We start from the raw sequence: 24,203 nt of genomic DNA, 5'->3' as shown, positions 1-24,203 counted from the left end.
GCCCGGCAATACCGGGCGCGCTTGTCTCTCACACGGCGATCCGCGTTACTCGGTCGCGTACTTGAACTCGGGCATCGCCTTCAGCTCGTCCTTGGCCGCGTTGAAGACCGCGTGATCCGGATACCAGGGATTCGGCTTCGGTGCCGCCGCAGCCGGCGCCGCGCCGGTGGTCGTCGTCTTGTTCGTGCTGCCGGTGTTGGGGGCGCCGGCAGCGCCGGTGTAGGCGATCGGCTCGCTTGAGAACTTCACCTTGTCGAGCGGCACGGCGACCAGATGCTCGCCGACGCCGAGGAAGCCGCCGACGCCGATCACGACCGCCTTGATGGCACCGCTCTTGTCCATCAAGAGATCATTGATCGACCCGACGCTCTCGTTCTTGTCGTTGTACACGCTGAGGCCGACGACCTTGGAGGCGCGCCAATTGCCCTGATAAGAGGTCGATGACGTGCTCGCCGCTGGCGGTGCCATTTCGGACTTGTCGCTCTTTTCAGTAGGCGTCTGCGCAAAGGCGACGGTTGCAAGCAGCGCGGTGCCGGCGACGCCGGCGATGATGGATCTGACCAACATTGTTGGCTCTCCTCTTGCAAAAATCGATACATGGAGAACTCGTCATCACCGCAACCGTTCCTAACGGAACATGCGCTCAAAGGCCGCTCCGGTACGGAGAAACGCCATGGAAGCGATGCAGCAAAGCTGAGCGTGTGGACTTTCCAACGCATGGGGCGCGCCGGCCTTGACGGGAGCGGTCGTCAACTCTCAATTAAGCTGCGGTTGAGCCTCACGACTGCGCCGGACGCGCAGTCCCTGATGTGACGATGTTTGGCTCACTAAGTCGTCCCGGCGAACCGCGCTGCACAAGCCGGCGCTCGCCCCGCAGCCGCATCATCGATCGACGCGCGTCGATCATGCGCGCTGATCACCGCGCGATCAGAAGCCGCCCCAATAAGGCGGCACGCCGTAGAAGCGATGCAGCTCGACTTCCTGCGAGCGGTCGCCCCAATCGAAGTCCTTGTCGGCGCGGAACGACGGCGCGCGCTTCAATTCGTCATCCTCGATGTCGAGTTCGTAGGCCTCGAACTTCGGGTTGTAGTGCAGCCGCCCCCACGGCAGCGGGATCAGATTGGTTCCGATACCGAGGAAGCCACCGAAACTCAGTACTGCGTATGATACCTGGCCTGAGATCTTGTCGATCATCAGCCGCTCGATGTGGCCGATCATGTCCCCGTTGGCCCGGCGCACCGCTGTCCCTTCGATGCGATCGCTGGCAATGAGCTGATGCGGTCTGGTCCCGGCGTCGACAGCCATCTCTCCCTCCTGGCCTGAAAGGGAAATAACGCGTCGCCCGGGAAACCGGTTCCGCATCGGGTATGACAGCCACCCTTCCCTTTTCCGGCAACCCCGCTCGCGCCGGCCTCGGCCGGAGAAGTTCGGCCCGAATTTCAAAGCATTAGCTTGATGACAGAACGCTAACTTTTCTCCCTGCCGGTGACCTGTTTAACTCGATCGGCTGGGCAAGATTCCAGAAATGCACTGAAACAAAATTCCTGAGCCGCTTCCCCCGAATCACGGACAAAAGAGTCGGTATGACCCAGGCTGCGCCCAATATCCTCGTCGTCGAGGACGACCGCGAAACGCGGTCTCTCATCGCCAAATATCTCCGCACCAATTCCTGCCATGTCACGACCGCCTCCGACGGCCGCGAGATGGCCAAGGCCATGACCGATCACCGCGTGGATCTGCTGGTGCTCGACGTCATGCTGCCGGGCGAGGACGGCCTCAGCCTGTGCCGCAAGGTGCGCGCGGAGTCGCAGACGCCGATCATCATGCTGACCGCGCGCGGCGAGGACGTCGACCGCATCCTCGGCCTCGAGATGGGCGCCGACGATTACCTGGCCAAGCCGTTCAATCCGCGCGAACTGCTGGCGCGCATCAACGCGGTGCTGCGCCGGCAGGCCGCCGCGCGCAACGCCAGCGCGATCGAGGGCGCGACCACGCTGACCTTCCTCGGCTGGCGCATCGACATTCGCCTGCGCGAGCTGCGCAACCCCGAAGGCGCGCGCGTCGCCATGACCAGCGCCGAGTTCGACCTGCTGCGCACCTTCTGCGAACGGCCCGGCCGCGTGCTGTCGCGCGACAGCCTGCTCGACCTGACGCAAGGCCGCAGCGCCGGCTCGTTCGAGCGTTCGATCGACGTCTTGGTCAGCCGTATCCGACGCAAGATCGAGCCCGATCCGCAGGAAGCCACCATGATCAAGACGGTGCGGTCCGGCGGCTATGTGTTCACTCCGAGGGTGGAGGCGGTTGCCGCCACGAGCAACTGACCATGAAGCTGCTGCGCGTGCTGAGTCTGCGGGGGATCGGCGCCCAGATGGCGGCGCTGGTCGTCGTCTCGATCGTCACGCTGCACCTGATCATCACCGCCACCTTCCTGATCCATCGCCCGGACCGGCTGGAGCCGTCCGACCGGTGGCACACCCAGCTCGCCGCCGCCGCGCAACTGCTCGGGCACGCCCCGGCATCGGAGCGGCCGCGGCTCCAGGCCGACGTCATTAGGGCCTTCCCGCAGCTTGCGATCGGCGACCTGCCGGCCGATACCGGCACGCTCACCGAGACCGACTCGCCGAGCCTGCACGCGCTGCGCCGGCTCGGCGCCGGCTATCACGTCTACTCTCTGCCGCGCGAGGCGGGCACCACGCCGCGTGACGGCGAGATCCGCCGCGTCGCGATCCGCCTGCCCGACGGCACCATGTTCGCCGCGAACCTGATGCCGGACCAGCACATGCGGCCGTTCTGGGGCGGGCCGTGGATGATGACGGTGTTGTTCGCCGTCATCAGCGTCACCCTGCTCGGCCTGTGGGCGGCATGGGCGCTGACGGCGCCGCTATCATCCTTCGTCAAGGCCGCGGAGACCTTCAGCCTGAACGGCGCTGCCGCGCCGCTGCCCGAACGCGGCCCCGAGGAGATCCGCTCGCTGGCCAAGGCGCTGAACCGGATGCGCGAGCGCATCACGGCATTGATTGACGACCGCACCAAGATGCTGGCCGCGATCAGCCACGACCTGCGCACGCCGATCACGCGGATGCGGCTGCGCGCCGAATTCATCGAGGACGAGACCCATCGCCACCGCATGCTGCGCGACCTCGACCAGATGCGCTCGATGCTGGAATCGGTGCTGTCGTTCCTGCGCAACGACCGCAAGCTCGAGGAGATGACGCTGGTCGACATCGCGAGCACGCTGCACCTCGTCACCGACCAGTTCGCCGACATGGGACACAAGGTCAGCTACGAGGGTCCGCAGCACGCGATGGCGACCGCGCGGCCGGCCGACCTGCATCGCAGCATCACCAATCTGGTCGACAATGCCGTGCGCTTCGGCGGCGAGGTCGCCATTCGCCTCGACGTCAAGCCGGATCGCCTCGTCATCGACATCGAGGATGACGGCCCCGGCATTTCGGACGCGCACAAGGCAAGCGTGCTGGAGCCGTTCGTGCGCGGCGACCAGGCGCGCAACATGGACGAGGCCGAAGGCTTTGGCCTTGGCCTGTCGATCGCCAACGCCATCGTGCTCGCGCATGGCGGCGCGCTGTCGCTGCACGATCGCAAGCCGCATGGCCTGGTGGTTCGGATCGAACTGCCGGCGCGGCAGCAGCTGCTGCAATCGCCGCGCAAATCCGCGGCCTGATCAGGCTGATCTGATCGGCGACGAAACTGACCAACAATCAAGGGATCAGGCGGCGAGCGGCCTGAGCTGCGCTGTGTCGTAGATCGCGATCGCCTCGAAGCGGTAATTGCAGGCGCGGCAATTCCACAGGAACGACGTGCGCCCTTCGCTGTGCTCCACCCAATCGGGCCGGGCAATCGGCTTGCCGCATTGCGCGCAGGGATTTTCGCGAGGCATGTAGCCGGTGTCCTGTCGGACCATGGCGCATCTCCCGAATGTTGTTTCTTGCGTGCTTTTGAATGGACAGACGTGCTGACTCAACACGCGCGCTGTCACTGACGAGTGTAGACCTTCATCGAGTCGTTTGCACGACAATCCGCTGTGGATAGTGTGCGGCAAAAGGCGGCCGAGAAAACTGCAGAAGAAAATCGGACGCAAAAACAATTTTCGGCTGAGACGATTGAAGCAAACAATTTGAAGCATCTGTCTTCGCAAGCGCATCGTCCGCTTCAGCCGCACCCGGACGATCGCGGACGCAGAACGTTCGCTGATGCGAAGGTTTTGCCACATTCCTGCCCGCTCGCCGTACCAATGAGACCGCAGAACCGACGCGCGTTTGATCACCCGGGCGACCCGAGATGAAGACCCTTCAGACCCTTGGCTACTTTGCCGCCGCAATCGCCGTGCTGGCGTCCTGCGCCGGCGCGCGTGCACAATCGCGGGCGCAATATGAAGCGATGGTGGCGGCGGAGGCCCAGGCCAACCTGGTGCCGGAAGAGCTGGTGCATCGCGTCATCGTGCGCGAGAGCAAGTACCATCCGCAGCTGATCGGGCGCGGCGGCGCGATCGGGATGATGCAGATCAAGCTCGCGACCGCCCGCGGGGTCGGCTACACCGGTACCGCCGAAGGGCTGCGCGACGCCGCGACCAACCTCAAATACGGCGTCAAATACCTCGCGGGCGCCTATCGCGCCGCCAATGGGGATTTCGACCGAGCCGTGCGTTATTTCGCGGGCGGCTATTACTACGTCGCAAAGCGGCAGCGCGGCGGTCACCTCAAGGAGGCGATGCATGGCGGCGTGGGTGCGCCACCGAGGGAACTCGCCAAGCAAGAGCAAATGTCGGCCGATACCGCCGAGCCGAAGCCGGAACAGGCTCCCAAATAGCTGCTTGCGTGTCCCGAACGCGGTGCAACGCGCAAGCCTTGCTCCGCAGAGCCGTGACCTCCGTTTCGAAAGAATGCGCCCCGGCTCGGCAACGCACCGCTGTCGCGCTGTGCTGCGTCCGGGGCACGCGCGCTCTGCGCACGCCGCGGCGCCGCTCCTGGCATACAAGTTGACACATCCGCCCATCAGCCTACATTAGGGGCGTTCCGAGGGGTGCTCCGAAGGAGGAGCTGAGATACCGCAAGCTTGGACTTCGCCATCACGGCGATCAGTTCGGGACCGCGGTGACCCTTTGAACCTGATCCGGGTCATGCCGGCGAAGGGACAGGGATGTACCAAACGTCACGACTGCGGGGGGATTCCCCCGTCTCCATCATCGGCGCAGGCATAACCGGCGCCTGGCATGCGTTGTTGCTCGCAGAGGCCGGACGTGCCGTCACCCTGCATGAGCGCGGTGACGCTGCGATGACGCAATCCACAAGCCACTGGGCCGGCGGCATGCTGGCGCCCTGGTGCGAGGCCGAGGCCTCCGAACCCGTGATCTCGCGGCTCGGCATCCGCTCGCTCGACCTGTGGCGGCAGCATTTTCCGGAAACGGCGTTCAACGGCTCGCTGGTGGTAGCGCATCCGCGCGACCGCGCCGATTTCGAGCGCTTTGCCCGCCTCACGTCAGGTTATCGCCGGCTCGATGCCGAGGGCGTCCGCGAACTCGAACCGTCGCTCGAGGGCCGCTTCCGTGACGGCCTGTTCTATCCCGACGAGGGCCATGTCGAGCCGCGCCGCGTGCTGCCGCGGCTGCATGCCGCGATCGCCAAGGCCGGCGGCGCCATCAAGTTCGGCAGCGACGCCGAAGCTGACGATCTCGACGGCCTCGTGATCGACTGCCGCGGCCTTGCCGCACGCGACCGCGAGCCGAGCCTGCGCGGCGTCAAGGGCGAGATGATCGTCATCGAAACCGCGGAAGTCGAATTGTTGCGCCCGGTGCGGCTGATCCATCCGCGCTGGCCGCTTTACGTGATCCCGCGCGGCGACGGCCGCTTCATGCTGGGGGCGACCTCGATCGAGGCCGAGGACAACGGCGTCAGCGTGCGCTCGGCGCTGGAACTGTTAGGGGCCGCCTATGTGGTGCATCCGGCCTTCGGCGAGGCGCGCATCGTCGAATTCGGCGCCGGCCTGCGCCCGGCGTTTCCCGACAATCTGCCCAAGATCAGCATCGAGCAGGAACGCATCACGGTGAACGGACTCTACCGTCACGGCTTCCTGCTCGCGCCGGCGCTGGCCGAGCTGACGCTCGCCTATCTCGCGCGCGGCGAAATCGACAATGAGGTGATGCAATGCGCGTGATCGTCAACGGCGAGCAGCGGGAGATCGCGGCTTCCAGCGTCGACGCGCTGCTCGCCGAGCTCGACTACGAGGGCACCCATTTCGCGATCGCGCTGAACTACGACGTGGTGCCGAAGAGCCGCTGGGCCGAGACCGCGCTCAAGGCCGGCGACGAGATCGAGATCATCACGCCGCGGCAGGGAGGGTGATGATGGCTAACGCATACTCCCTCCTCTCGTCGTCCCGGCCGAGTGCGCGCTTGCGCACGGAGCCGGGACCCATAACCACGACCGGTCATTGTCGGAAAGAACGTCGCCCCGTGTGCCCCTTTGAAGGGCCGCGGCGTATGGGTCCCGGCTTTCGCCGGGACGACGGCATAGTGTGAGGAGACACATGGTCACCTTCTACGGCAAATCCTTCCCGTCCCGCCTCTTGATCGGCACGGCGCTGTATCCGTCGCCTGCGATCATGCAGGGCGCGATCCGCGCCTCGGGCGCCAGCATCGTCACCGTATCGCTCCGCCGTGAGGCCGCGGGCGGCAAGACCGGCGATGCGTTCTGGGCGCTGATCCGCGAGCTCGGCGTCACCGTGCTGCCGAACACCGCCGGCTGCCGCAGCGTGCGCGAGGCGGTGACCACCGCAAAGCTCGCGCGCGAATTGTTCGGCACGCCCTGGATCAAGCTCGAGGTGATCGCCGACAACGACACGCTGCAGCCCGACGTGGTCGGCCTGGTCGAGGCCGCCACCATCCTGATCAAGGACGGTTTTGAGGTGTTCCCCTATTGCACCGAGGATTTCTCGGTCGCCTCGCGGCTGGTCGAGGCCGGCTGCAAGGTGGTGATGCCGTGGGCCGCGCCGATCGGCAGCGCCAAGGGCATCACCAACCGCGACGCGCTGAAACTGCTGCGCGACCGCCTGCCCGACATCACGCTGGTGGTCGACGCCGGCTTGGGTGCGCCGTCGCATGCCGCCGAAGCGCTCGAGCTCGGCTACGACGCCGTGCTGCTCAACACCGCGGTGGCGAAAGCCGCCGATCCGGTTGCGATGGCCAACGCCTTCCGCCTCGGCGTCGAGGCCGGCCGCACCGCCTATGAAGCCGGGCTGATGGAAGCCCGCGACTTCGCCTCCCCCTCCACCCCTGTCGTTGGGACCCCGTTCTGGCATGCCGTATCCTGATCCGTTCTATCCCGTCGTCGACAGCATCGAGTGGGTCGAACGACTGACCAAGCTCGGCGTTGGCACAATCCAGCTGCGCGCCAAGGAGCTCGACGATGCCGAGGCGCTGCAGATCGTCACCGACGCGCTGGCTGTGACCAGGGGCACGGGCACCAAACTCGTCGTCAACGACTACTGGCGCGCGGCGATCGTCGCGGGCGCGGAGCATCTGCATCTCGGCCAGGAAGACCTCGCTGACGCTGACCTTGCCGAGATCCGCAAAGCCAAGCTGACACTCGGCGTCTCCACCCATGACGACGCCGAGCTCGCCATCGCGCTCGCGGCGAAGCCCGACTATGTCGCGCTCGGCCCGATCTTCTTCACCACGCTGAAGTCGATGCGGTTCGCGCCGCAGGGCATACCGAAGATCGCCGAGTGGAAGAAACGCATCGGCGCGATCCCGCTGGTCGCGATCGGCGGCATCAAGTTCGAGCACGCCGCCGAGATCTTCGCCGCCGGCGCCGACTCGATCGCCGTCGTCTCCGACGTCACCCAGAACGCCGACCCCGACGCGAGGGTGCGGCAATGGCTCGGCCTCAACGCGGAGGCCGCGTGATGCACACGACCCACGCCCCACACCCTCTGCCGTCATCGCCCGGCTTGACCGGGCGATCCAGTACGCCGCGGCGTCTCCGTATCCCCCCGCGGCCTCTGGAATACTGGATCCCCGCCTTCGCGGGGATGACAGCGGCACTCAACTCGCGCGCAGCGCTGCCAACGAACTAAAAGGAGGATCCCATGAACATCCGCTCCAACCCCGACACCACGCTCCCCGCCGTCACCACCGGCCCGCTCCCCTCATCGCGCAAGATCTTTGCGACGCCGGAGGCCGCGCCCGATCTCCGCGTGCCGCTGCGCGAGATCATCCTGTCGGAAGGCGCCGGCGAGCCGAACCTGCCGGTCTATGACACCTCGGGCCCCTACACCGATCCGGCCGTGACGATCGACGTCAACAGCGGCCTGCCGCGCAATCGCCTCGCCTGGGTCAAGGAGCGCGGCGGCGTCGAGGAATATCAGGGCCGCACCATCAAGCCGGAGGACAACGGCAATGTCGGCGCATCGCATGCCGCCAAGGCCTTTACCGCGCACCACCGGCCGCTGCGCGGGCTCGACGGCCACAAGATCACCCAGCTCGAATTCGCCCGCGCCGGCATCATCACCAAGGAGATGATCTACGTCGCCGAGCGCGAGAATCTCGGCCGCAAGCAGCAGCTCGAACGTGCCGAGGCCGCCCTTGCCGACGGCGAGAGCTTCGGCGCTGCGGTGCCGGCCTTCATCACGCCGGAATTCGTCCGCAGCGAGATCGCGCGGGGACGGGCCATCATCCCCTCCAACATCAACCATGCCGAGCTCGAGCCGATGATCATCGGCCGCAACTTCCTCACCAAGATCAACGCCAATATCGGCAACTCGGCGGTGACCTCGTCGGTCGAGGAAGAGGTCGACAAGATGGTGTGGGCGATCCGCTGGGGCGCCGACACCGTGATGGATCTCTCGACGGGGCGCAACATCCACACCACCCGCGAATGGATCCTGCGCAACTCGCCGGTGCCGATCGGCACGGTGCCGATCTACCAGGCGCTGGAGAAGTGCGACGGCGATCCGGTCAAGCTGACCTGGGAGCTCTACAAGGACACGCTGATCGAGCAGTGCGAGCAGGGCGTCGACTATTTCACGATCCACGCCGGCGTGCGGCTGCCCTACATCCACCTCACCGCCAACCGCGTCACCGGCATCGTGTCGCGCGGCGGCTCGATCATGGCGAAGTGGTGCCTCGCGCATCACAAGGAGAGCTTCCTCTACACCCATTTCGACGAGATCTGCGACCTCATGCGCAAGTATGACGTCTCGTTCTCGCTGGGCGACGGCCTGCGCCCGGGCTCGATCGCCGACGCCAACGACCGCGCGCAATTTGCCGAACTGGAGACGCTCGGCGAATTGACCAAGATCGCGTGGGACAAGGGCTGCCAGGTCATGATCGAGGGCCCCGGCCACGTGCCGATGCACAAGATCAAGATCAACATGGACAAGCAGCTCAAGGAATGCGGCGAGGCGCCGTTCTACACCCTGGGGCCGCTGACCACCGACATCGCGCCGGGCTACGACCACATCACCTCGGGCATTGGCGCGGCGATGATCGGCTGGTTCGGCTGCGCCATGCTGTGCTACGTCACGCCGAAGGAGCATCTCGGCCTGCCCGACCGCAACGACGTCAAGGTCGGCGTCATCACCTACAAGATCGCCGCTCACGCGTCTGACCTCGCCAAGGGCCACCCCGCCGCGCAGCTCCGCGATGATGCGCTCAGCCGTGCCCGCTTCGACTTCCGCTGGCAGGACCAGTTCAACCTCGGCCTCGACCCCGAGACCGCGAAGAACTTCCACGACGAGACCCTGCCCAAGGAAGCCCACAAGGTCGCGCATTTCTGCTCGATGTGCGGCCCGAAATTCTGCTCGATGAAGATCACCCAGGACGTGCGGGATTACGCGGCGACGCTGAACGATCCGACCGGCGTCGGGGCGTCGATCTCAGGCACCATCGAGGACGGCATGGCGCAGATGAGCGCCAAGTTCAAGGAGATGGGCGAGAACCTGTATCTCGATGCGGACAAGGTGAAGGAGAGCAATCGGGTGCTGTGAAGACTGGGAATGAGCGGTCGCCAAAGAGCGGCCGCTCATCTTGGCAAGAATTCGTCCTTGAGTTTGCCCCACTCTTTCAGCAGAACTCCGTACATCTGAATAAAGGTCGCTCGTTCATCACCTTGAAGTGGGACCTCGGAGCCGCGAAAGTATGCGCTGCGCAATAAATCAATAATTCGCATATCTTCGATCGCGAAGTTTGGAAGCGCTTCCCTGACAGCCCAAAAGCCCAATCTGGCCCCTTCGGCAGGGAGTGCGGGCTGCTCACTAAAGTACGGGTAAACGATTCGATGCGCTCCATTCTGGAGCTTGACGGCAACAACACTCTCCACCTTCACAATCGCATTAAGTTCCGCGATCGGAAGGCGAGCGCTCACATTCGCAGGAACGAAGTCAAACTTCTCGTTTCGCCAACGAGCCTTCTCATTCCAGAGCCCTAAGAAACCTGCTGCAAGCAACGGATATCCGTTGGACTCTCCGGGACCAGATCGAGTATCCACGGACGAAGCATCAAATACAAAGCGTCCTGCACTGATCCTTCATTCGAGAGATCGAGAATGGCGCCGCTGCGTCGCCTGGTGTTCAAGTAGCGAACCACTTCGGTAAATGAATTGAGAGCAGACAGCACGGACTCGACCGATATGGCTTGCGCCACGGTTCGAGCTGGAGCAAGTGCGCGACTCCGACTCAGCTTCTCGAACCCCCATGAGCGAAGGAGATCTCTGTCAAACTTCAACGGCTTCGGCTTCTTAGGGATCTCCTTCAGGAGCCGGCGAAGGGACGCGGGCTTCGTCGTATACGCAAACTTCGCTTCACCATCGCTCGAACTTCGGCCAGCAGGCCGTGCCTTTTGCTTCTTCGCCACCAATTCCCTCCCGAGAGCTTACCCAACCAACTTTAGCAAGCCACGCACATACTACTCATGGTGGTGAAAGAACAAAATAGAAACAGAATTGCTATCCCCAGCTAAAGGCCTGCGTCCTCGCTTCTGACACAAGCGCCCATTATGCCCGGCGGTACCGTGGCGAAGGATTAGATCGACGAGAAGTGGCGGATTACGCTACGGTGCGGCGCTACACCGACATGCCTGCATTTGGCGCTCGCGCGTTACCTCGCGAGCCCGCCCCAAACTCAATCTCCTGATACCCCTTCTCCGCCACCCGATTGATGATCCCCAAAAACTTCGGTGTACCACCATTGTACACGAAGTACCGCACCGTCCCCTCCTCGTGCCCGGGGACGTTGGAGTTGTAGCCGGTGAACCACGACTTGGCTTTGCGCATCAGCATGATCTCGTACATTTTGACGACATGCGCGGTCCAGCGCTGTTGTGCTTCGAGCGTGGCGTCTGCGCGGGTGAGGCCGCGGTCCCACATGTATTGCAGGAGGTTGGTGCACCAGTTGACGCCGTTCTCGATGCCGCGCGGAAAGTTTGTCGAGGCGGAGGCGCTTTGCGGGCCGGTCGGCATCAACAGGTTCGGGAAGCCGTGGACCATCATGCCGAGGAAGGTCGACGGTGCATGCTTCCATTTGTCGGCGAGCCTCTCCCCGCCGATGCCGGTGATGTCGATCAGGTCATAGGCGCCGGTGATGGCATCGAAGCCGGTGGCGTAGACGACGATGTCGAATTCGTAGTCGCGCGCCGTGGTGCGCAGGCCAGTCTCGGTGACGCGCACCAGCGGCGTCTCGCTGAGATCGACGAGATGCACATTGTCGCGGTTGTAGGCCTCGAAATAGTTGGTCTCCAGCGGCAGGCGCTGTACGCCAAAACCGTGATCTCTGGGGATCAGCTTTTCGGCGACCTTGGGATCGTTGACGCGGCGGCGGATGCGATCGGCGATATATCCGGACAGCTCCGCATTGGCGGCCTCATCCATGAAGATCTCGCGGAAGTTCGCCAGCCAGATGCCGAAGCCGGGCTCGTCGTAGAGCTTGTCCCAGAGCGCCAGCCGCTCCTCGCGGCTCACCTCGTAGAAGCCGCGCTTGTCAGGGCCGTGCACGAAGCTGCCCGGCGTCAGCGCGCAGGCGGCAAAGATCTCGTCATAGCGCGCGCGGATGTCGGCCATCTCCGCGTCTGAGATCGCGCTGTTGTTGAGCGGCGCGCTCCAGTTCGGCCGGCGCTGAAACACCGTGAGCTCGCCGACCTTGTCGGCGATCTCGCCGATCACCTGAATGCCGGTCGCGCCGGCGCCGATCACCGCGACCTTCTTGCCCGCGAGGTCGACCGGCTCGTGCGGCCAGTAATAGGTGTGGAACGAGCGGCCCTTGAAGTCGGAGATGCCAGGCACGCGCGGCATGGTCGGCGCCGAGAGCAGGCCGATCCCCAGCACCACGAAGCGGCAGGTCAGCGCGCGGCCGTCACTGACCCTGAGCTGCCAGAGGTCGCGCGCCGCGTCGAACTGCATCGCCTCGACCTTGCAGTTGAACTGCATGTGCCTGCGCAGGTCGAACTTGTCGGCGACGTAGTTCAGGTAGCGCAGATTCTCGGGCTGGCCGGAGAAGCGCTCCTTCCAGTGCCACTCGTCGAGCAGCTCGCGCGAGAACGAGAAGCCGTAGGTATAGCTCTCGGAATCGAAGCGGCAGCCCGGATAGCGGTTCCAGTACCAGGTGCCGCCGAGATCGGGCGCGGCTTCGAGCACAATGGCGTCGATGCCGAGATCGGCGAGCCGCTTGATCTGGTAGATGCCGGCGACGCCGGCGCCGACCACGATCACCTCGTAATGGGTTTTCGCCTCTCCCGTCATTGTCAGCTCCAATAGTCTTCTTGATCTGTTGGGCTGGATTACAGACCGTTTTGCCGGATCAGGCAACCGCGCGGCGGCGCGCGCGACTTGCGTTGAGGCGCTGCCTGCACCACATCGATCTCAGCATTTCAACGCGCGGAAATCCGGACCAGCGACATGGACGACAATCTCACCGGCGTCTGGGACGGCAGCTACGTCCAGCCGAGCGGCATGGTCACGTTCCTGGCGACGTTGATCGACGCCGGCGGCGCGCTCGGCGGCAGCGTGACCGAACCCTGCGTCGCGCCGGGCTGCCCGATCAGCACCCACAATGCCTCGCTTGCGGGTCACCGATCAGGCAGCGCGGTGACGTTCGTCAAGCGCTACGAACCATCGGGCTACGGCTATGACACCGTCCACTATGAAGGCGCTGTCAATGCCGACGCGACGGAGATCGACGGCCGCTGGAGCATCCGCGGCACGGCGTTCTCGGGACGGTTCTTGATGGTGCGCTCGACGGGGCCGGCGCAGGCGGTGACGACTGAGGACGAGGTCAAGGAGCCGGTGCGGTAGCGCGCATTGGCACGCCATAATGCGCAAGCCTGGCGGGCGAAGGGATGCTACACGATTTCGGAATATTGGAAATATGCCCCTGAGTTGCCCGACGTGTCAAGATGCCATCGGACGGCGGCAGCCGCCGGCTCCTTTGCATGGGGTTGTTTTCGCTGTTTTGGTCCCGCGCGTCCGTGGCGAGCGGCTCGGCGCTGCTGTGATCCCATTTCCCCGCAAGCGGGAGAGGGAGCGCAGCGCGGTCGCTATTCGACCTGATCGCTTCACACTGCAACGCGTGTATGCTCTCCTCGGTCTCCTGTCAGATGCCCGATCGCAATCCCCACCGCCTCCCCGACCAGCTCCGCGCCAATCTGCGGCTGGTGTTCGTCGGCACCGCGGCCAGCACGCGCTCGGCCGCCGTCGGGCATTACTACGCGCATCCCGGCAACCGCTTCTGGCGCGCGTTGCACGAGGCCGGCATCACGCCGCGGCGTTATCGGCCGGATGAGTTCACCGCCCTGCTCGAACTCGGCATCGGCTTCACCGATCTCTCCAAGACCGGCGCCGGGATGGATCATGAGATCGCGCGGGGCTCGTTCGATGTCGCGGGCTTCAGGATCAAGATCGAGATGGTTCGGCCGAAGACCATCGCTTTCACCAGCAGGAAGGCGGCGAGCCTGTTTTACGACAAGCCGACCAGCGCGCTTGCGCTCGGGCGGCAGCCGCCCGTGAGCGGTTTTCCAGAGGTGTTCGTGCTGCCGTCGCCATCGGGTGCGGCGTCGGGGCACTGGACCTTGCAGCCGTGGCGTGAGCTGGCCGAGTGGATTGCAGAACCGTAGGGCGGGTTAGCGCAGCGTAACCCGCCAGCTTCAATCGCGGATATAAGTCGGTGGGTTACGCCTTCGGCTAACCCACCCTACGCACCGCGCCCGTTACTCCTTCAGCGTGATCGCAAGCCCGCTGAGGTCGACATTGGCCATCAGCCCGATCTGCTTGCCGCTCAGTTCGAGCACCGCGCCGTTCTGGTTGGTCAAGAGGATGCCGCGCACGCCGGCGCCGAGTGCAACGCCCATGCCTGCCGCGGCGTAGACGCCGGCGATATCCTGGGCGCGGCGGATGTTGCGCACTCGCCCCTGCAACGTGGTCTGCGAGCCGCCGAACACGAGGCCGTAGTCCAGCCCGCCGGCGGTCAGCCCGTAGGTCTGGCCGCGGAAGGTCAGGACGCCCTTGCCGGCGGAGCCGCCGAAGATCCAGCCGCCCTTGAAGATGACGAGCGTCACCGCGCCCTCGTCGGCCAGTGCGGCGGACGAGCCGGTGAGCAGCGCCAGCGCGAACAGCACGGCGCGGGCGGCGGATGACAATCTCATGGGGAGTTCTCCGGACGAAGTGAAGCGAATCGCGGCAATCCAATCGGGCGGCAGCACGTCGAAATGCCGGCAAAACACGCGGGATTGCGCTTGTTCCTGTTATTGCGGAGTCTATCATCGCCCATGTAGTCGCGCGACCATTGGCGCATGCGCTGCCACCGCTTTGCGCCATCGCTGAGGAGTTTGCGCAACAGGGACCCGCACCGATGCACGATTTCACCCCAGTTTCCGGCCTTCTCGGCGGCGCGCTGATCGGCCTCGCCGCGGCGCTGCTGATGCTGCTGACCGGGCGAATCGCCGGCGTCACCGGCATCGTCGGCGGCCTGCTCCAGCCCGATACCGCCGACCGCGCCTGGCGCATCGCGTTTATTGCAGGGTTGATCGCGGCGCCCCTGATTGCGGCACTATTCGGCGCGCCGCTGCCGCGGCCGGCGATGAATGCGAGCCTTGTGGTGATCGCGATCGCGGGCCTTCTGGTCGGGTTCGGCACAAGGATGGGCAATGGCTGCACCTCGGGCCACGGCGTCTGCGGCTTCGCGCGGCTGTCCGGCCGCTCGATCGTGGCCACGTTCATCTTCATGACGGCGGCGATCGTCACGGTTGCCATCGTCAGGCACGGGATCGGAGGCTAGCGATGCCCCTTCTCGCAAGCTTCGTGTGCGGCCTGATCTTCGGCGCGGGCCTTCTGATCTCGGGCATGACCGATCCGCAGAAGGTGCTCGGCTTCCTCGACCTGTTCGGCGCATGGGATGCGACGCTTGCCTTCGTGATGGCGGGTGCGGTCGCGGTCGCGGCAACCGGCTTTGCGATCGCGCGGCGGCGCACCGCGCCTGCCTTCTCGGCGCGCTTCCTCTGGCCCGACCGCAACGACATCGACGCGCCGCTGGTTGGTGGCGCCGTGCTGTTCGGCATCGGCTGGGGCCTCGCCGGCATCTGCCCCGGGCCCGCGCTGGTCAATCTTGCCGGGCTTTCGCTGCCGATCGTGGTGTTCGTCGTCGCAATGCTGGCCGGCATGATCGGCCAGAATCTCTTCGGCAGGAATCTCTGGCGCCCGCGCACAATGGCGCCGCGCGGCGTCGAAACCGCTTCCCTTCCCTCTCGCGCAGACGGGTGACCCCAGTGACAGAAAACACAGCAATCAAGCACTTCCCTCCTCCGCCCGGCGTCACGGCGCCACCGCTCTCGTTCGGCGCCCGCGTCGGCGATCTCTTGTTCATCTCGGGCATTCCCGGCTTCGACGCCAACCGCGAGCTGCCCGACGGCTTCGAGGCGCAGTTCGCCAACGTCGTCACCAATTTCCGGCGCGTGCTGACCGAGGCCGGCGCCACGATGCGCGATCTCGTCAAGGTCAACGTGCTGCTGACCCGCGCCAGCGACGTCGCGACGATGAACGTTCTGTATGCCGGCGCGTTCGGCCCTGCACCCTACCCCGCGCGCACCACCTGCGTCGTGGTGGCGCTGCCCAATCCGAAGATGCTGATCGAGATCGAGGGCGTGGCGTCCGTGAAGGGGTGAAGCCGCGACCGTAGGGTGGGTTAGCCGAAGGCGTAACCCACCGATGCTGCGGCAAGGAAGGCGGCGGGTTACGCTTCGCTAACCCGCCCTACGAAGTTGGCACATCGCGAAAGCTCGGACAAAACGCGTCGCGAGAACGCGGGGTTGCGAGTTTTGGAATCCAGGCCGTGCAACACACTCGCCGTCGTCCTGGCGAAAGCCAGGACCCATTACCCCAGATCTCGATTGTTGCGCGACGCTGGGGCCGCGTTCCCGTTCACGATCAACTGCGGTGGTTATGGGTCCCGGCTTTCGCCGGGACGACGATGTGGAGAGAGCTGGGCGCAAATCCACGCTGCATCACGCTTCTTCAGTGAGCCCTCAAAACAACGACCCCTGCCCGTCGTCCTCGCGCACCGGCGCCTTGCGCGCAGCCACCTTCTTCGGGGCCGGCGCGTCCTCCGCGGCGATCTCTTCCGCGCTCATCGGCAGCAGCAATTGCGCATCGTCGTTGGCGACGGCATTCACGCGCATCGTCACTTGGTGCCAGGCGAACTCGCCGACATCGGGTCCCTTCAGCATCGGCATCACGTCGTCGACATCGTTGGGCAGGCAGTCGAGCCAGCGCGCGAATTGCTCGGGCCGGATCGTGACGGGCACGCGGTGATGCAGTTGCGCAAGGTCGGGGCTCGCAGGCGCAGTGACGATCGCGACGGTGTCCTGCTCCTCGCCGTTCGGTCCCATCCAGGTCTCGGCGAGCGCGGCGAAGGCGAGCGGATGGCCGTCGCGGCGATGGATGAAGAACGGCCGCTTGCGGCCGCCGGCATCCTGCCATTCGTAGTAGCCGTCGGCCGGAATCAGCGCGCGGCGCCGCTTGATCGCGTTCTTGAACGCCGGCTTCTCCCGCACCGTCTCGGAGCGGGCGTTGATGAGCAGCGAGAACGTGCGGGGATCCTTGACCCAGGACGGGATCAGGCCCCAGCGCATCAATTGAAAATGCCGGCCGCCATTCTGCAGCAGCACGACCGGGATCGGCTGGGTCGGCGCAACATTATACCGCGGCGGAAAATTCGGCTGCTCGATGTAGCCGAACATCTCTCGCAAGGCCGCTGGCGGCGAGGTAATGACAAAGCGTCCGCACATATCCTGTCCAGGGTGGTATCCGTTTATTCAGCCTTAACTTGGACCGTTAAAGACTGCGACCAATGACCTCAACGGCCGCCATAGCGGGCTCTTCCCCGCGACCGACGTACCCCGACGAGGCGCGGGCGGCGCTGTTGCGCGCCGCCAACATCAATCCCCGCACCGGGCTTGCGACCGACTACCTCAATCACTTCAACGAAGCCATCATGCTGCTGGAGATGGTGCCGGACCTGCCGGAATGCGCCAGCGATTTCCTCGAATGGCAACCCCTGTCCTATGCCGAGCATTTCACCGCGTCCAACTTCAAGGCGCGCGACCTCGCGATCGAGGCCTATGAGACCGCGGACGCCCGAATCCGGGCCGAATTCGACCAGCTCACCGCCAGCATGACCAGTATCCTGACCGAGGTCGGCGCCGCGATGCGGCAGTTGCATCAGGACAAGAGCCGGGTCGCGCTCGCCGAGCAGGCGATCGTCTGGGTCAAGCCGCTGGTGATGCAGACCGCCGGTGTCATCAACGGTGCCGCAGAGGCCGATGTCGACGGCATCATGGCGGGCGCCTGATTTATCGGGCATGATGGTCGTCAAAACTGGTTGTCGTCTTGAGCTCTCCCGAACCTCCGATTCGTCCGCAGCTCGCCGTCTCCGGCGTGATTTTCCGCGACGGCAAGGTGCTGCTGGTCCGCCGTGCCCGCTCGCCGGGCAAGGGCTTCTATTCGCTGCCCGGCGGCCGGGTCGAATTCGGCGAAACGCTGCATACCGCCCTGCACCGGGAGATCGACGAGGAGACCGGCCTGCGGGTCGATATCCTGGGCTTGGCCGGCTGGCGCGAGGTGCTGCCGACCGGTCCCGGCACCGGGCACTATATGATCATGACGTTCGCGGCGCGCTGGGCCTCCCGCGAGCCGGTGCTGAACGACGAGCACGACGATTTCAAATGGCTGGCGCCGGAGGAGATCGGCGACCTCAAGGTCACCGGCGGTCTCCATGAGGTCATTGCGGCCGCCCGGCGGCTGGTTTGAGCCTGTCTGGGGGCGCCTTGGAGCGCTCTGCTGCCTTGCCTCGGGCGCATTGAGGGGGCATACCACGGCGATTCCGGAACCCCTGATGATCAGAGCCTTTCTCGCCGTTGTGATCCTGATGTCGGCCTGCCTCGCGACGCCCGCCCGCGCGCAGGACGCGGCTGCGCCGTTCGACGGCGACCTGCAGCGGCTGGCCGAGATCCTCGGTGCCCTGCACTATCTGCGCGGCATCTGCGGCTCCAACGAGGGCGCCAAATGGCGCAACGAGATGCAGGCGCTGATCGACGCCGAGACCCCCTCCGGCGACCGCCGCGCCCGCATGGTTGCGGGCTTCAACCGCGGCTACAACGGCTTCCAGCAGACCTACCGGACCTGCACCCCAGCGGCCTCCGTGGCGATCCGCCGCTACATCGAGGAAGGCTCGAAGATATCGCGCGACCTGACGGCCCGCTATGCCAACTGACCGCGCGATCTTCTTCGACCTCGACGGCACCCTGACCGACCCGAAGCCCGGCATCACCGGCTCGATCCAGTATGCGCTGGGCAAGCTCGGCCGCCCGGTTCCGTCGCAGGACGAACTGACCTGGTGCATCGGGCCGCCGCTGCGGGCGAGCTTTGTAATGCTGCTCGGCGGTGAGGAGCTCGCTGACCGCGCCGTCGAGCTCTACCGCGAGCGGTTCGGCGATGTCGGGCTGTTCGAGAACAGCGTCTATCCCGATATCGCGGACGTGCTGGCGGAACTGCGGCAAGCGCCGGGGCGCATCTACGTTGCGACCTCGAAGCCGCATGTGTTCGCGACGCGGATCGTCGCGCATTTCGGCCTCAGCGGCTTTTTCGACCACGTGTTCGGCTCCGAGCTTGACGGAACCCGGGTCAACAAGGTCGACCTGCTGGCCTATGCGCTGGCGCAGACCGGGGCCGACCCGGGCAAGGCCCTGATGATCGGCGACCGCAGTCACGACGTTGTCGGAGCGAATCGCAACGGCATCCGCGCCATCGGCGTCACCTATGGTTACGGCACGCCGGAGGAGCTGGTCGGGGCCGGCGCCAGCCATCTGTGCGCCTCGCCGCGCGCAGTGCTGGACCATATCCACAGCTCGTTTGGCTGATCGCGGCGGCGCTATCCGGAATTCCCCTTTAAATGCCGTGGCGGGCGTTAACCTTTTCGAAAGATGTGGGCTAGGCGGTACCCGCATGCGTGATAAATCTCGCGCGTCGCAGTGGTTCGCTCCTCGGACCGCGCGCATTCATTTTGCAGAGTTTCATGCGCCATCCAGCGTCCTTTCCCCATCACCAAGACCCCCGTCCCGATCACGAGCAGAAGCAGGCCGCGCTGGGCTACCTGAACGAGGCCTGGGCGGAGGCGCGTCACGACGGCGTCGATGGCGACTGCCTGGCGCAGGCGAGCCTGTTTGCGGCGCTCGCGGAGCTCGTCGGCACCTATGGCGAGGACGCGGTGGCGAAGTTCGCCGAGGGTCTCGCCGCGCGCGTGCGCAACGGCGAGTTCTCGCTGGCGCTCGCCAGACAGTAACAGACCAAACGCTACGGCTTCAGCGTCTCGAGGAAGCGGACCGGCTCGCCCGTCGACGGCGTCGTGACTTCGCCCTGCCACATCACCCGCTTGCCGCGCACGAAGGTGCCGACCGGCCAGCCCTGCACCCGCACGCCGTCATAGGGCGTCCAGGCCGCGCGCGAGGCGATCCATTTGTTGGTGATGGTCTCGCTGCGCTTCAGATCGACGACGGTGAAGTCGGCATCGTAGCCCGCCGCAATCCGGCCCTTGCAGGCGATATTGAACAGGCGCGCCGGACCCGCGCTGGTGAGATCGACGAACCGAGCCAGCGACAGCTGCCCGGCATTGACGTGATCGAGCATCAACGGCACCAGCGTCTGCACGCCGGTCATGCCTGACGGCGAGGCCGGATAGGCCTTGGCCTTCTCCTCCAGCGTATGCGGCGCGTGGTCGGACCCGAGCACGTCGATGATGCCCTGCTCGATGCCGTACCAGATGCCGGCGCGGTGATCGGCCGAGCGCACCGGCGGGTTCATCTGCGCCAGCGTGCCGAGCCGCTCATAGCACTCCGGCGCGGCCATCGTGAGGTGGTGCGGCGTCGCCTCGCAGGACGCGACGTCCTTGTGGTCGCGCAGATACAAAATCTCTTCCTTGGTCGAGATGTGCAGCACGTGGATGCGCTTGCCGGTCTCGCGCGCGAGATTGACCAGACGCTCTGTCGCCATCAGCGCCGCGGTCTCGTCGCGCCACACCGGATGCGAGCGCGGATCGCCCTCGATCCGCAGCGGCTTGCGCTCGTTCAGACGATACTCGTCCTCGGCGTGGAACGCGGCGCGGCGCCGGATCACCTGGAAGATCCGCCGCAAGCTCTCGTCGTCCTCGACCAGCAGCGCGCCGGTGGATGAGCCGATGAACACCTTGACGCCGGCGCAGCCCGGGGCGCGCTCGAGCTCCGGCAGGTCCTGCACGTTTTCGCGGGTGCCGCCGATGAAGAACGCGAAGTCGCAATGCATGCGATGGTGGCCGCGCTTGATCTTGTCGGTGAACGCCGCTTCCGTGACGGTCAGCGGGTTGGTGTTCGGCATCTCGAACACGGCAGTGACGCCGCCCATCACGGCGCTGCGCGAGCCGGTCTCGAGATCTTCCTTCTGCGTCAGCCCGGGCTCGCGGAAATGCACCTGGGTGTCCATCACGCCGGGCAGGATATGCAGGCCCTTGCAGTCGATCACCTCGCCGGCCGAGGCCTGGCCGAGCGCGCCGATCGCGGCGATGCGGCCATTGGTGACGCCGATATCGCGCACGCCCTCGCCGTCCTGATTGACCACGGTGCCGGATTTTAGAATGGTGTCGAAATGCTGATTCATCGGTCCTCGGCGCCCGCTTTCGGCTGTCGCGCGGGCCTTGTTCGGCGCACTCTAGCGCCTTAGCTTGACAGGGGATATCCGCGAGGACAGCGTTTCCCAAGGAACTTGGAAAAAGAGCCAATTTTGCGAATGAAAGCAGCGTTTCTTCCAGATCGCGGCGTGGTCAAAGTCTCTGGCGAGGACGCCCGCAACTTCCTCAACGGCCTCATCACGACCGATGTCGAGCAGCTGTCCCCGGGACAGGCCCGGTTTGGCGCACTGCTGACGCCGCAGGGCAAGATCATCGTCGACTTCCTGATCACCGAGATACCAGCAGGCCACGGCGGCGGCTTCCTGATCGACGCGCCGCGCGCGCTCGCCAAGGGGCTTGCCGACAAGCTCGGTTTCTACAAGCTGCGCGCCAAGGTCGTGGTCGAGAATCTCTCCGACAGCCTCGGTGTGCTGGCAGCCTGGGACGGTGAGCCGGCGGCGATCCCTGATCTTGCCTTCGCCGACCCGCGCAATGCGGCGCTCGGCTGGCGCATCCTGATCCCGGAAGATCTGAAGCAGAAGCTCGCCGACCTGATCGGCGCCGATCTCGTCGACTCCAGCGCCTATGACGCGCATCGCATCGCGGCCGGCGTGCCGCGCGGCGGGCTCGACTTCATGTATGGCGACGCGTTCCCGCACGAGACCAATATGGACCGCCTCAACGGCGTCGATTTCGACAAGGGCTGCTATGTCGGCCAGGAGGTGGTGTCGCGCATGCAGCATCGCGGCACCGCGCGCACCCGCACGGTGAAGATCATTCTCGACGGCCCCGCCCCGGAGACTGGCGCGACGATCCAGGCTGGCGACAAGCAGGTCGGCACCATCGGCTCAACCGCCGGCGAGAAAGGCCTCGCGCTGGTGCGCATCGACCGCGTCGCCGATGCGCTCGACGCCGGCCTGCCGCTGACCGCGGGCGGGCTCGCGCTTCATCTCGCCGAGCCGGACGCTGTCCGCACCACACCCAAGAAGACCGTCGCATGAGCCGCACCGCGCAACTGCATCCCGATGGCAAGACGCGCTGCCCGTGGCCGGGCGAGGATGCGTTCTACATCGCCTATCACGACAATGAATGGGGCGTGCCGGAATATGACGACCGCGCGCTCTTTGAAAAGCTGATCCTCGACGGCTTCCAGGCCGGCCTGTCCTGGATCACGATCCTGCGCAAGCGCGAGAATTTCCGCAAAGCCTTCGACGATTTCCAGCCCGAGAAGATCGCGCGCTACACCGACAAGAAGGTGCATGCGCTGATGAACGACGCCGGCATCGTCCGCAACCGCGCCAAGATCGAAGGCACGGTGGCAAGCGCCAAGTCGTATCTCGAGATCATGGAGAAGGGCCCCGGCTTCTCGAAATTCCTGTGGGACTTCGTCGACGGCAAGCCGAAGGTCAATCAGTTCAAGACCACCGCGAGCGTGCCGGCCTCGACGCCGGTCTCGATCAAGGTCTCCAAGGAGCTCGGCGCGCGCGGCTTCAAGTTCGTCGGCCCCACCATCGTCTATGCCTTCATGCAGGCGACCGGCATGGTCAACGATCACCTCGTGACCTGCTTCTGCCACGAAGCTTGCAGCGGCAAGCTGCGCACACCGCGGCTCAAGAAGAAATGACTGCGCGTCAATCGACCGAAACCACTCGCGCCTGGCAGCGGATGTTGTCGGGGCGCCGGCTGGACCTGCTCGATCCGTCGCCGCTCGATATCGAGATCGTCGACATCGCGCACGGACTGGCGCGGGTCGCGCGCTGGAATGGCCAGACCAGTGGCGCGCACATCTTCTCGGTGGCGCAGCACACGCTGCTGGTCGAGGCCGTGATGCGCCAGCAGACGCCGCGCGTCGATATCCGCCATCGTCTCGCCGCACTGCTGCATGACGCACCCGAATATGTCATCGGCGACATGATCTCGCCGTTCAAGGCGGTGCTATCAGGCGAATACAAGGCGGTGGAGAAGCGGCTGCTGTCAGCGATCCATATCCGCTTCGGCCTGCCAGCGGTGCTGGCGGATGAGATCACGCAGCAGATCAAGGCCGCCGACCGCGGCGCCGCCTATCTCGAGGCGACGCATCTGGCGGGATTTTCGCAGGCCGAAGCCAGGCGGCTGTTCGGCCGCGATCCGGAATTGCCCGAAACCACCGAGCGCGACTATCTGACGCCATGGACCGCTGCGAGGGCTGAGAAGCAGTTCCTCGAACGCTTCAAGGCATTGCACGCATCGTAGGCGCGGCACCGCGAAGCGTGCAGCCGGTTGCGCCGCAAAACGAAGAGCTGACATCGCGGCCCGCCTTTGCCCACCCGGGAGCAGCGGTTATAGTCGGGCGCACCGATAGCCAAGGACCATCATGCTTCACGTCTGCTCGCTTGCCGCGCTCCCCGACACGGTTCGTGCCACCGGCGCCAGCCATGTGCTGACCGTGATGGCCAACGTCGACCAGGTGCAGCGGCCGCCCTCCGTGCTTCCGGCCAACCATCTGAAAGTGTCGATGGACGACATCATCGAACAGATGGACGGGTTCGTTGCACCGAACGAGACGCATATCGAGCGCGTGCTGGCCTTCGTGCGCGGCTGGGATCGCCGCGCGCCGATGGTGGTGCATTGCTACGCCGGCATCAGCCGTTCGACCGCGAGCGCCTTTGCCACCGTCTGCGCGCTCAATCCGCACCGCGACGAAATGTCCATCGCCCGGCTGATCCGCGAAGCCTCGCCGATCGCGGCGCCCAACCGGCTGATCGTCAGCCTCGCCGACAAGGCGCTGGGCCGCGAGGGCCGGATGCTGCGCGCGCTCGATGCGATGGGCCCCGGCAGCATGAGCGTCGAAGGCCGGCCCTTCCACATCGATCTGGATTAGCGCGGCCTGCCACGCCCCGCCGCTTGAACTTCCAGTCCGTTCAACTGCACTACTAGAGCGGGATGACTTTTCTTCGAATCGTCATCCCGCTCTAGTTCTTTGATTTGAGCATGATCCTTTCGGAAAACCGCACACACTTTTCCGGATCATGCTT

30 protein-coding genes and 1 riboswitch are annotated in these 24,203 nt (G+C 65.2%); of the genes, 22 read left to right on the top strand and 8 right to left on the bottom strand.

What is annotated here, in order from left to right:
* Positions 1–45: 45 nt before the first annotated feature.
* Complete coding sequence (locus AC066Y_RS05975; protein ID WP_478273061.1) at positions 46–567, bottom strand: PRC-barrel domain-containing protein; 522 nt, start codon at positions 565–567, stop codon at positions 46–48.
* A 360-nt stretch (positions 568–927) separates the two neighbouring features.
* The gene (locus AC066Y_RS05970) at positions 928–1,305 is read right to left on the bottom strand and encodes a PRC-barrel domain-containing protein (RefSeq protein ID WP_478273060.1); all 378 of its coding nucleotides are present in this window, start codon (positions 1,303–1,305) and stop codon (positions 928–930) included.
* A gap of 278 nt (positions 1,306–1,583) precedes the next feature.
* On the opposite strand from AC066Y_RS05970, the gene AC066Y_RS05965 reads away from it, so the two are divergent.
* Positions 1,584–2,321 carry a response regulator gene (locus tag AC066Y_RS05965; RefSeq protein ID WP_021079973.1) on the top strand — a complete coding sequence of 246 codons (738 nt, stop codon included), beginning with the start codon at positions 1,584–1,586 and terminating at the stop codon, positions 2,319–2,321.
* Between the two features lie 2 nt (positions 2,322–2,323).
* On the top strand, positions 2,324–3,682 hold the full coding sequence (locus AC066Y_RS05960) for an ATP-binding protein (RefSeq protein WP_478273059.1): 1,359 nt from the start codon (positions 2,324–2,326) through the stop codon (positions 3,680–3,682).
* Between the two features lie 45 nt (positions 3,683–3,727).
* Here AC066Y_RS05960 and AC066Y_RS05955 read toward each other — a convergent pair whose 3' ends face one another.
* The gene (locus AC066Y_RS05955; protein ID WP_092116000.1) at positions 3,728–3,922 is read right to left on the bottom strand and encodes a hypothetical protein; all 195 of its coding nucleotides are present in this window, start codon (positions 3,920–3,922) and stop codon (positions 3,728–3,730) included.
* Positions 3,923–4,299: 377 nt separating this feature from the next.
* On the opposite strand from AC066Y_RS05955, the gene AC066Y_RS05950 reads away from it, so the two are divergent.
* The 6 genes from AC066Y_RS05950 (at position 4,300) to thiC (ending at position 10,002) form a co-directional block, all read left to right on the top strand.
* Positions 4,300–4,827, top strand: a complete 528-nt coding sequence (locus AC066Y_RS05950; protein WP_478273058.1) for a transglycosylase SLT domain-containing protein — start codon at positions 4,300–4,302, stop codon at positions 4,825–4,827.
* Positions 4,828–5,026: 199 nt separating this feature from the next.
* Positions 5,027–5,170, top strand: a riboswitch (TPP riboswitch).
* Entirely contained in the window at positions 5,158–6,171 is a 1,014-nt protein-coding gene (locus tag AC066Y_RS05945; RefSeq protein ID WP_478273057.1) for an FAD-dependent oxidoreductase, read from the top strand. It overlaps the preceding riboswitch by 13 nt.
* Positions 6,162–6,359: a sulfur carrier protein ThiS gene (gene thiS, locus AC066Y_RS05940; RefSeq protein ID WP_028332603.1), complete on the top strand. Its 198-nt coding sequence runs from the start codon at positions 6,162–6,164 to the stop codon at positions 6,357–6,359. Before AC066Y_RS05945 ends, thiS begins: the two co-directional genes overlap by 10 nt.
* Before the next feature lie 184 nt (positions 6,360–6,543).
* Positions 6,544–7,326 (top strand): thiazole synthase, encoded by a 783-nt coding sequence (locus AC066Y_RS05935; protein WP_478273056.1) that lies wholly within the window; start codon positions 6,544–6,546, stop codon positions 7,324–7,326.
* Positions 7,313–7,921, top strand: coding sequence for a thiamine phosphate synthase (locus AC066Y_RS05930; RefSeq protein ID WP_478273055.1), 609 nt, complete (start codon positions 7,313–7,315; stop codon positions 7,919–7,921). Before AC066Y_RS05935 ends, AC066Y_RS05930 begins: the two co-directional genes overlap by 14 nt.
* A 182-nt stretch (positions 7,922–8,103) precedes the next feature.
* The gene (thiC, locus tag AC066Y_RS05925; RefSeq protein ID WP_478273054.1) at positions 8,104–10,002 is read left to right on the top strand and encodes a phosphomethylpyrimidine synthase ThiC; all 1,899 of its coding nucleotides are present in this window, start codon (positions 8,104–8,106) and stop codon (positions 10,000–10,002) included.
* A gap of 35 nt (positions 10,003–10,037) precedes the next feature.
* Here thiC and AC066Y_RS05920 read toward each other — a convergent pair whose 3' ends face one another.
* The gene (locus tag AC066Y_RS05920; RefSeq protein WP_478273053.1) at positions 10,038–10,460 is read right to left on the bottom strand and encodes a hypothetical protein; all 423 of its coding nucleotides are present in this window, start codon (positions 10,458–10,460) and stop codon (positions 10,038–10,040) included.
* A gap of 615 nt (positions 10,461–11,075) precedes the next feature.
* The gene (locus AC066Y_RS05915; RefSeq protein ID WP_478273052.1) at positions 11,076–12,746 is read right to left on the bottom strand and encodes a flavin-containing monooxygenase; all 1,671 of its coding nucleotides are present in this window, start codon (positions 12,744–12,746) and stop codon (positions 11,076–11,078) included.
* Between the two features lie 156 nt (positions 12,747–12,902).
* Between AC066Y_RS05915 and AC066Y_RS05910 the strand changes: the two genes are divergently transcribed.
* Positions 12,903–13,298 (top strand): hypothetical protein, encoded by a 396-nt coding sequence (locus tag AC066Y_RS05910; protein ID WP_478273051.1) that lies wholly within the window; start codon positions 12,903–12,905, stop codon positions 13,296–13,298.
* A 302-nt stretch (positions 13,299–13,600) separates the two neighbouring features.
* Positions 13,601–14,116, top strand: coding sequence for a mismatch-specific DNA-glycosylase (locus AC066Y_RS05905; RefSeq protein WP_478273050.1), 516 nt, complete (start codon positions 13,601–13,603; stop codon positions 14,114–14,116).
* A gap of 93 nt (positions 14,117–14,209) precedes the next feature.
* Here AC066Y_RS05905 and AC066Y_RS05900 read toward each other — a convergent pair whose 3' ends face one another.
* The gene (locus AC066Y_RS05900; RefSeq protein ID WP_478273049.1) at positions 14,210–14,644 is read right to left on the bottom strand and encodes a hypothetical protein; all 435 of its coding nucleotides are present in this window, start codon (positions 14,642–14,644) and stop codon (positions 14,210–14,212) included.
* A gap of 206 nt (positions 14,645–14,850) precedes the next feature.
* On the opposite strand from AC066Y_RS05900, the gene AC066Y_RS05895 reads away from it, so the two are divergent.
* From AC066Y_RS05895 to AC066Y_RS05885, 3 genes are read left to right on the top strand one after another with little or no spacing between them, the layout of a single operon-like run.
* Positions 14,851–15,276 carry a YeeE/YedE family protein gene (locus tag AC066Y_RS05895; RefSeq protein ID WP_478273048.1) on the top strand — a complete coding sequence of 142 codons (426 nt, stop codon included), beginning with the start codon at positions 14,851–14,853 and terminating at the stop codon, positions 15,274–15,276.
* A gap of 2 nt (positions 15,277–15,278) precedes the next feature.
* Positions 15,279–15,758: a DUF6691 family protein gene (locus tag AC066Y_RS05890; RefSeq protein ID WP_478273047.1), complete on the top strand. Its 480-nt coding sequence runs from the start codon at positions 15,279–15,281 to the stop codon at positions 15,756–15,758.
* A 5-nt stretch (positions 15,759–15,763) separates the two neighbouring features.
* Entirely contained in the window at positions 15,764–16,159 is a 396-nt protein-coding gene (locus AC066Y_RS05885) for a RidA family protein (RefSeq protein WP_212310618.1), read from the top strand.
* A gap of 360 nt (positions 16,160–16,519) precedes the next feature.
* Here the strand turns inward: AC066Y_RS05885 and AC066Y_RS05880 are convergent, their stop codons facing one another.
* Complete coding sequence (locus AC066Y_RS05880) at positions 16,520–17,281, bottom strand: SOS response-associated peptidase (protein ID WP_478273046.1); 762 nt, start codon at positions 17,279–17,281, stop codon at positions 16,520–16,522.
* Between the two features lie 62 nt (positions 17,282–17,343).
* Here AC066Y_RS05880 and AC066Y_RS05875 point away from each other — a divergent pair, with 62 nt between their 5' ends.
* The 5 genes from AC066Y_RS05875 to AC066Y_RS05855 all read left to right on the top strand — a co-directional run bounded on the left by AC066Y_RS05875 (position 17,344) and on the right by AC066Y_RS05855 (position 19,833).
* Positions 17,344–17,844, top strand: coding sequence for a hypothetical protein (locus AC066Y_RS05875; RefSeq protein WP_478273045.1), 501 nt, complete (start codon positions 17,344–17,346; stop codon positions 17,842–17,844).
* 38 nt (positions 17,845–17,882) lie between these two features.
* Complete coding sequence (locus AC066Y_RS05870; protein WP_478273044.1) at positions 17,883–18,302, top strand: NUDIX hydrolase; 420 nt, start codon at positions 17,883–17,885, stop codon at positions 18,300–18,302.
* An 85-nt stretch (positions 18,303–18,387) separates the two neighbouring features.
* The gene (locus tag AC066Y_RS05865) at positions 18,388–18,765 is read left to right on the top strand and encodes a TIGR02301 family protein (protein WP_050424352.1); all 378 of its coding nucleotides are present in this window, start codon (positions 18,388–18,390) and stop codon (positions 18,763–18,765) included.
* The gene (locus tag AC066Y_RS05860; RefSeq protein WP_478273043.1) at positions 18,755–19,411 is read left to right on the top strand and encodes an HAD family hydrolase; all 657 of its coding nucleotides are present in this window, start codon (positions 18,755–18,757) and stop codon (positions 19,409–19,411) included. Before AC066Y_RS05865 ends, AC066Y_RS05860 begins: the two co-directional genes overlap by 11 nt.
* Positions 19,412–19,566: 155 nt before the next feature.
* Positions 19,567–19,833, top strand: coding sequence for a hypothetical protein (locus AC066Y_RS05855; RefSeq protein WP_028332620.1), 267 nt, complete (start codon positions 19,567–19,569; stop codon positions 19,831–19,833).
* Between the two features lie 11 nt (positions 19,834–19,844).
* On the opposite strand, the gene AC066Y_RS05850 is transcribed toward AC066Y_RS05855, so the two are convergent.
* Positions 19,845–21,179 carry a dihydroorotase gene (locus AC066Y_RS05850; protein WP_478273042.1) on the bottom strand — a complete coding sequence of 445 codons (1,335 nt, stop codon included), beginning with the start codon at positions 21,177–21,179 and terminating at the stop codon, positions 19,845–19,847.
* Between the two features lie 129 nt (positions 21,180–21,308).
* On the opposite strand from AC066Y_RS05850, the gene ygfZ reads away from it, so the two are divergent.
* The 4 genes from ygfZ to AC066Y_RS05830 all read left to right on the top strand — a co-directional run bounded on the left by ygfZ (position 21,309) and on the right by AC066Y_RS05830 (position 24,049).
* Positions 21,309–22,190 carry a CAF17-like 4Fe-4S cluster assembly/insertion protein YgfZ gene (gene ygfZ, locus AC066Y_RS05845; RefSeq protein WP_478273041.1) on the top strand — a complete coding sequence of 294 codons (882 nt, stop codon included), beginning with the start codon at positions 21,309–21,311 and terminating at the stop codon, positions 22,188–22,190.
* The gene (locus AC066Y_RS05840) at positions 22,187–22,813 is read left to right on the top strand and encodes a DNA-3-methyladenine glycosylase I (protein ID WP_478273040.1); all 627 of its coding nucleotides are present in this window, start codon (positions 22,187–22,189) and stop codon (positions 22,811–22,813) included. Before ygfZ ends, AC066Y_RS05840 begins: the two co-directional genes overlap by 4 nt.
* On the top strand, positions 22,810–23,421 hold the full coding sequence (locus tag AC066Y_RS05835) for a YfbR-like 5'-deoxynucleotidase (RefSeq protein WP_478273039.1): 612 nt from the start codon (positions 22,810–22,812) through the stop codon (positions 23,419–23,421). The genes AC066Y_RS05840 and AC066Y_RS05835 overlap by 4 nt, the downstream gene beginning before the upstream one ends.
* A gap of 121 nt (positions 23,422–23,542) precedes the next feature.
* On the top strand, positions 23,543–24,049 hold the full coding sequence (locus AC066Y_RS05830) for a tyrosine phosphatase family protein (protein ID WP_092116044.1): 507 nt from the start codon (positions 23,543–23,545) through the stop codon (positions 24,047–24,049).
* Positions 24,050–24,203: the final 154 nt, after the last annotated feature.

Source organism: Bradyrhizobium sp. USDA3010 (assembly GCF_056429065.1).
This window is presented reverse-complemented; position numbering and strand designations above follow the sequence as displayed.

What these genes read in the sequence shown, in the direction of transcription:
- AC066Y_RS05910 (WP_478273051.1), top strand. Translation starts at nt 12,903, where the DNA reads ATGGACGACAATCTCACCGGCGTCTGGGACGGCAGCTACGTCCAGCCG.
- AC066Y_RS05965 (WP_021079973.1), top strand. Translation starts at nt 1,584, where the DNA reads ATGACCCAGGCTGCGCCCAATATCCTCGTCGTCGAGGACGACCGCGAA.
- AC066Y_RS05915 (WP_478273052.1), bottom strand. Translation starts at nt 12,746, where the DNA reads ATGACGGGAGAGGCGAAAACCCATTACGAGGTGATCGTGGTCGGCGCC.
- AC066Y_RS05970 (WP_478273060.1), bottom strand. Translation starts at nt 1,305, where the DNA reads ATGGCTGTCGACGCCGGGACCAGACCGCATCAGCTCATTGCCAGCGAT.
- AC066Y_RS05835 (WP_478273039.1), top strand. Translation starts at nt 22,810, where the DNA reads ATGACTGCGCGTCAATCGACCGAAACCACTCGCGCCTGGCAGCGGATG.
- AC066Y_RS05865 (WP_050424352.1), top strand. Translation starts at nt 18,388, where the DNA reads ATGATCAGAGCCTTTCTCGCCGTTGTGATCCTGATGTCGGCCTGCCTC.
- AC066Y_RS05895 (WP_478273048.1), top strand. Translation starts at nt 14,851, where the DNA reads ATGCACGATTTCACCCCAGTTTCCGGCCTTCTCGGCGGCGCGCTGATC.
- AC066Y_RS05975 (WP_478273061.1), bottom strand. Translation starts at nt 567, where the DNA reads ATGTTGGTCAGATCCATCATCGCCGGCGTCGCCGGCACCGCGCTGCTT.
- AC066Y_RS05945 (WP_478273057.1), top strand. Translation starts at nt 5,158, where the DNA reads ATGTACCAAACGTCACGACTGCGGGGGGATTCCCCCGTCTCCATCATC.
- AC066Y_RS05850 (WP_478273042.1), bottom strand. Translation starts at nt 21,179, where the DNA reads ATGAATCAGCATTTCGACACCATTCTAAAATCCGGCACCGTGGTCAAT.
- AC066Y_RS05960 (WP_478273059.1), top strand. Translation starts at nt 2,324, where the DNA reads ATGAAGCTGCTGCGCGTGCTGAGTCTGCGGGGGATCGGCGCCCAGATG.
- AC066Y_RS05900 (WP_478273049.1), bottom strand. Translation starts at nt 14,644, where the DNA reads ATGAGATTGTCATCCGCCGCCCGCGCCGTGCTGTTCGCGCTGGCGCTG.
- AC066Y_RS05935 (WP_478273056.1), top strand. Translation starts at nt 6,544, where the DNA reads ATGGTCACCTTCTACGGCAAATCCTTCCCGTCCCGCCTCTTGATCGGC.
- thiS (WP_028332603.1), top strand. Translation starts at nt 6,162, where the DNA reads ATGCGCGTGATCGTCAACGGCGAGCAGCGGGAGATCGCGGCTTCCAGC.
- ygfZ (WP_478273041.1), top strand. Translation starts at nt 21,309, where the DNA reads ATGAAAGCAGCGTTTCTTCCAGATCGCGGCGTGGTCAAAGTCTCTGGC.
- thiC (WP_478273054.1), top strand. Translation starts at nt 8,104, where the DNA reads ATGAACATCCGCTCCAACCCCGACACCACGCTCCCCGCCGTCACCACC.
- AC066Y_RS05860 (WP_478273043.1), top strand. Translation starts at nt 18,755, where the DNA reads ATGCCAACTGACCGCGCGATCTTCTTCGACCTCGACGGCACCCTGACC.
- AC066Y_RS05890 (WP_478273047.1), top strand. Translation starts at nt 15,279, where the DNA reads ATGCCCCTTCTCGCAAGCTTCGTGTGCGGCCTGATCTTCGGCGCGGGC.
- AC066Y_RS05905 (WP_478273050.1), top strand. Translation starts at nt 13,601, where the DNA reads ATGCCCGATCGCAATCCCCACCGCCTCCCCGACCAGCTCCGCGCCAAT.
- AC066Y_RS05955 (WP_092116000.1), bottom strand. Translation starts at nt 3,922, where the DNA reads ATGGTCCGACAGGACACCGGCTACATGCCTCGCGAAAATCCCTGCGCG.
- AC066Y_RS05830 (WP_092116044.1), top strand. Translation starts at nt 23,543, where the DNA reads ATGCTTCACGTCTGCTCGCTTGCCGCGCTCCCCGACACGGTTCGTGCC.
- AC066Y_RS05855 (WP_028332620.1), top strand. Translation starts at nt 19,567, where the DNA reads ATGCGCCATCCAGCGTCCTTTCCCCATCACCAAGACCCCCGTCCCGAT.
- AC066Y_RS05880 (WP_478273046.1), bottom strand. Translation starts at nt 17,281, where the DNA reads ATGTGCGGACGCTTTGTCATTACCTCGCCGCCAGCGGCCTTGCGAGAG.
- AC066Y_RS05930 (WP_478273055.1), top strand. Translation starts at nt 7,313, where the DNA reads ATGCCGTATCCTGATCCGTTCTATCCCGTCGTCGACAGCATCGAGTGG.
- AC066Y_RS05950 (WP_478273058.1), top strand. Translation starts at nt 4,300, where the DNA reads ATGAAGACCCTTCAGACCCTTGGCTACTTTGCCGCCGCAATCGCCGTG.
- AC066Y_RS05840 (WP_478273040.1), top strand. Translation starts at nt 22,187, where the DNA reads ATGAGCCGCACCGCGCAACTGCATCCCGATGGCAAGACGCGCTGCCCG.
- AC066Y_RS05875 (WP_478273045.1), top strand. Translation starts at nt 17,344, where the DNA reads ATGACCTCAACGGCCGCCATAGCGGGCTCTTCCCCGCGACCGACGTAC.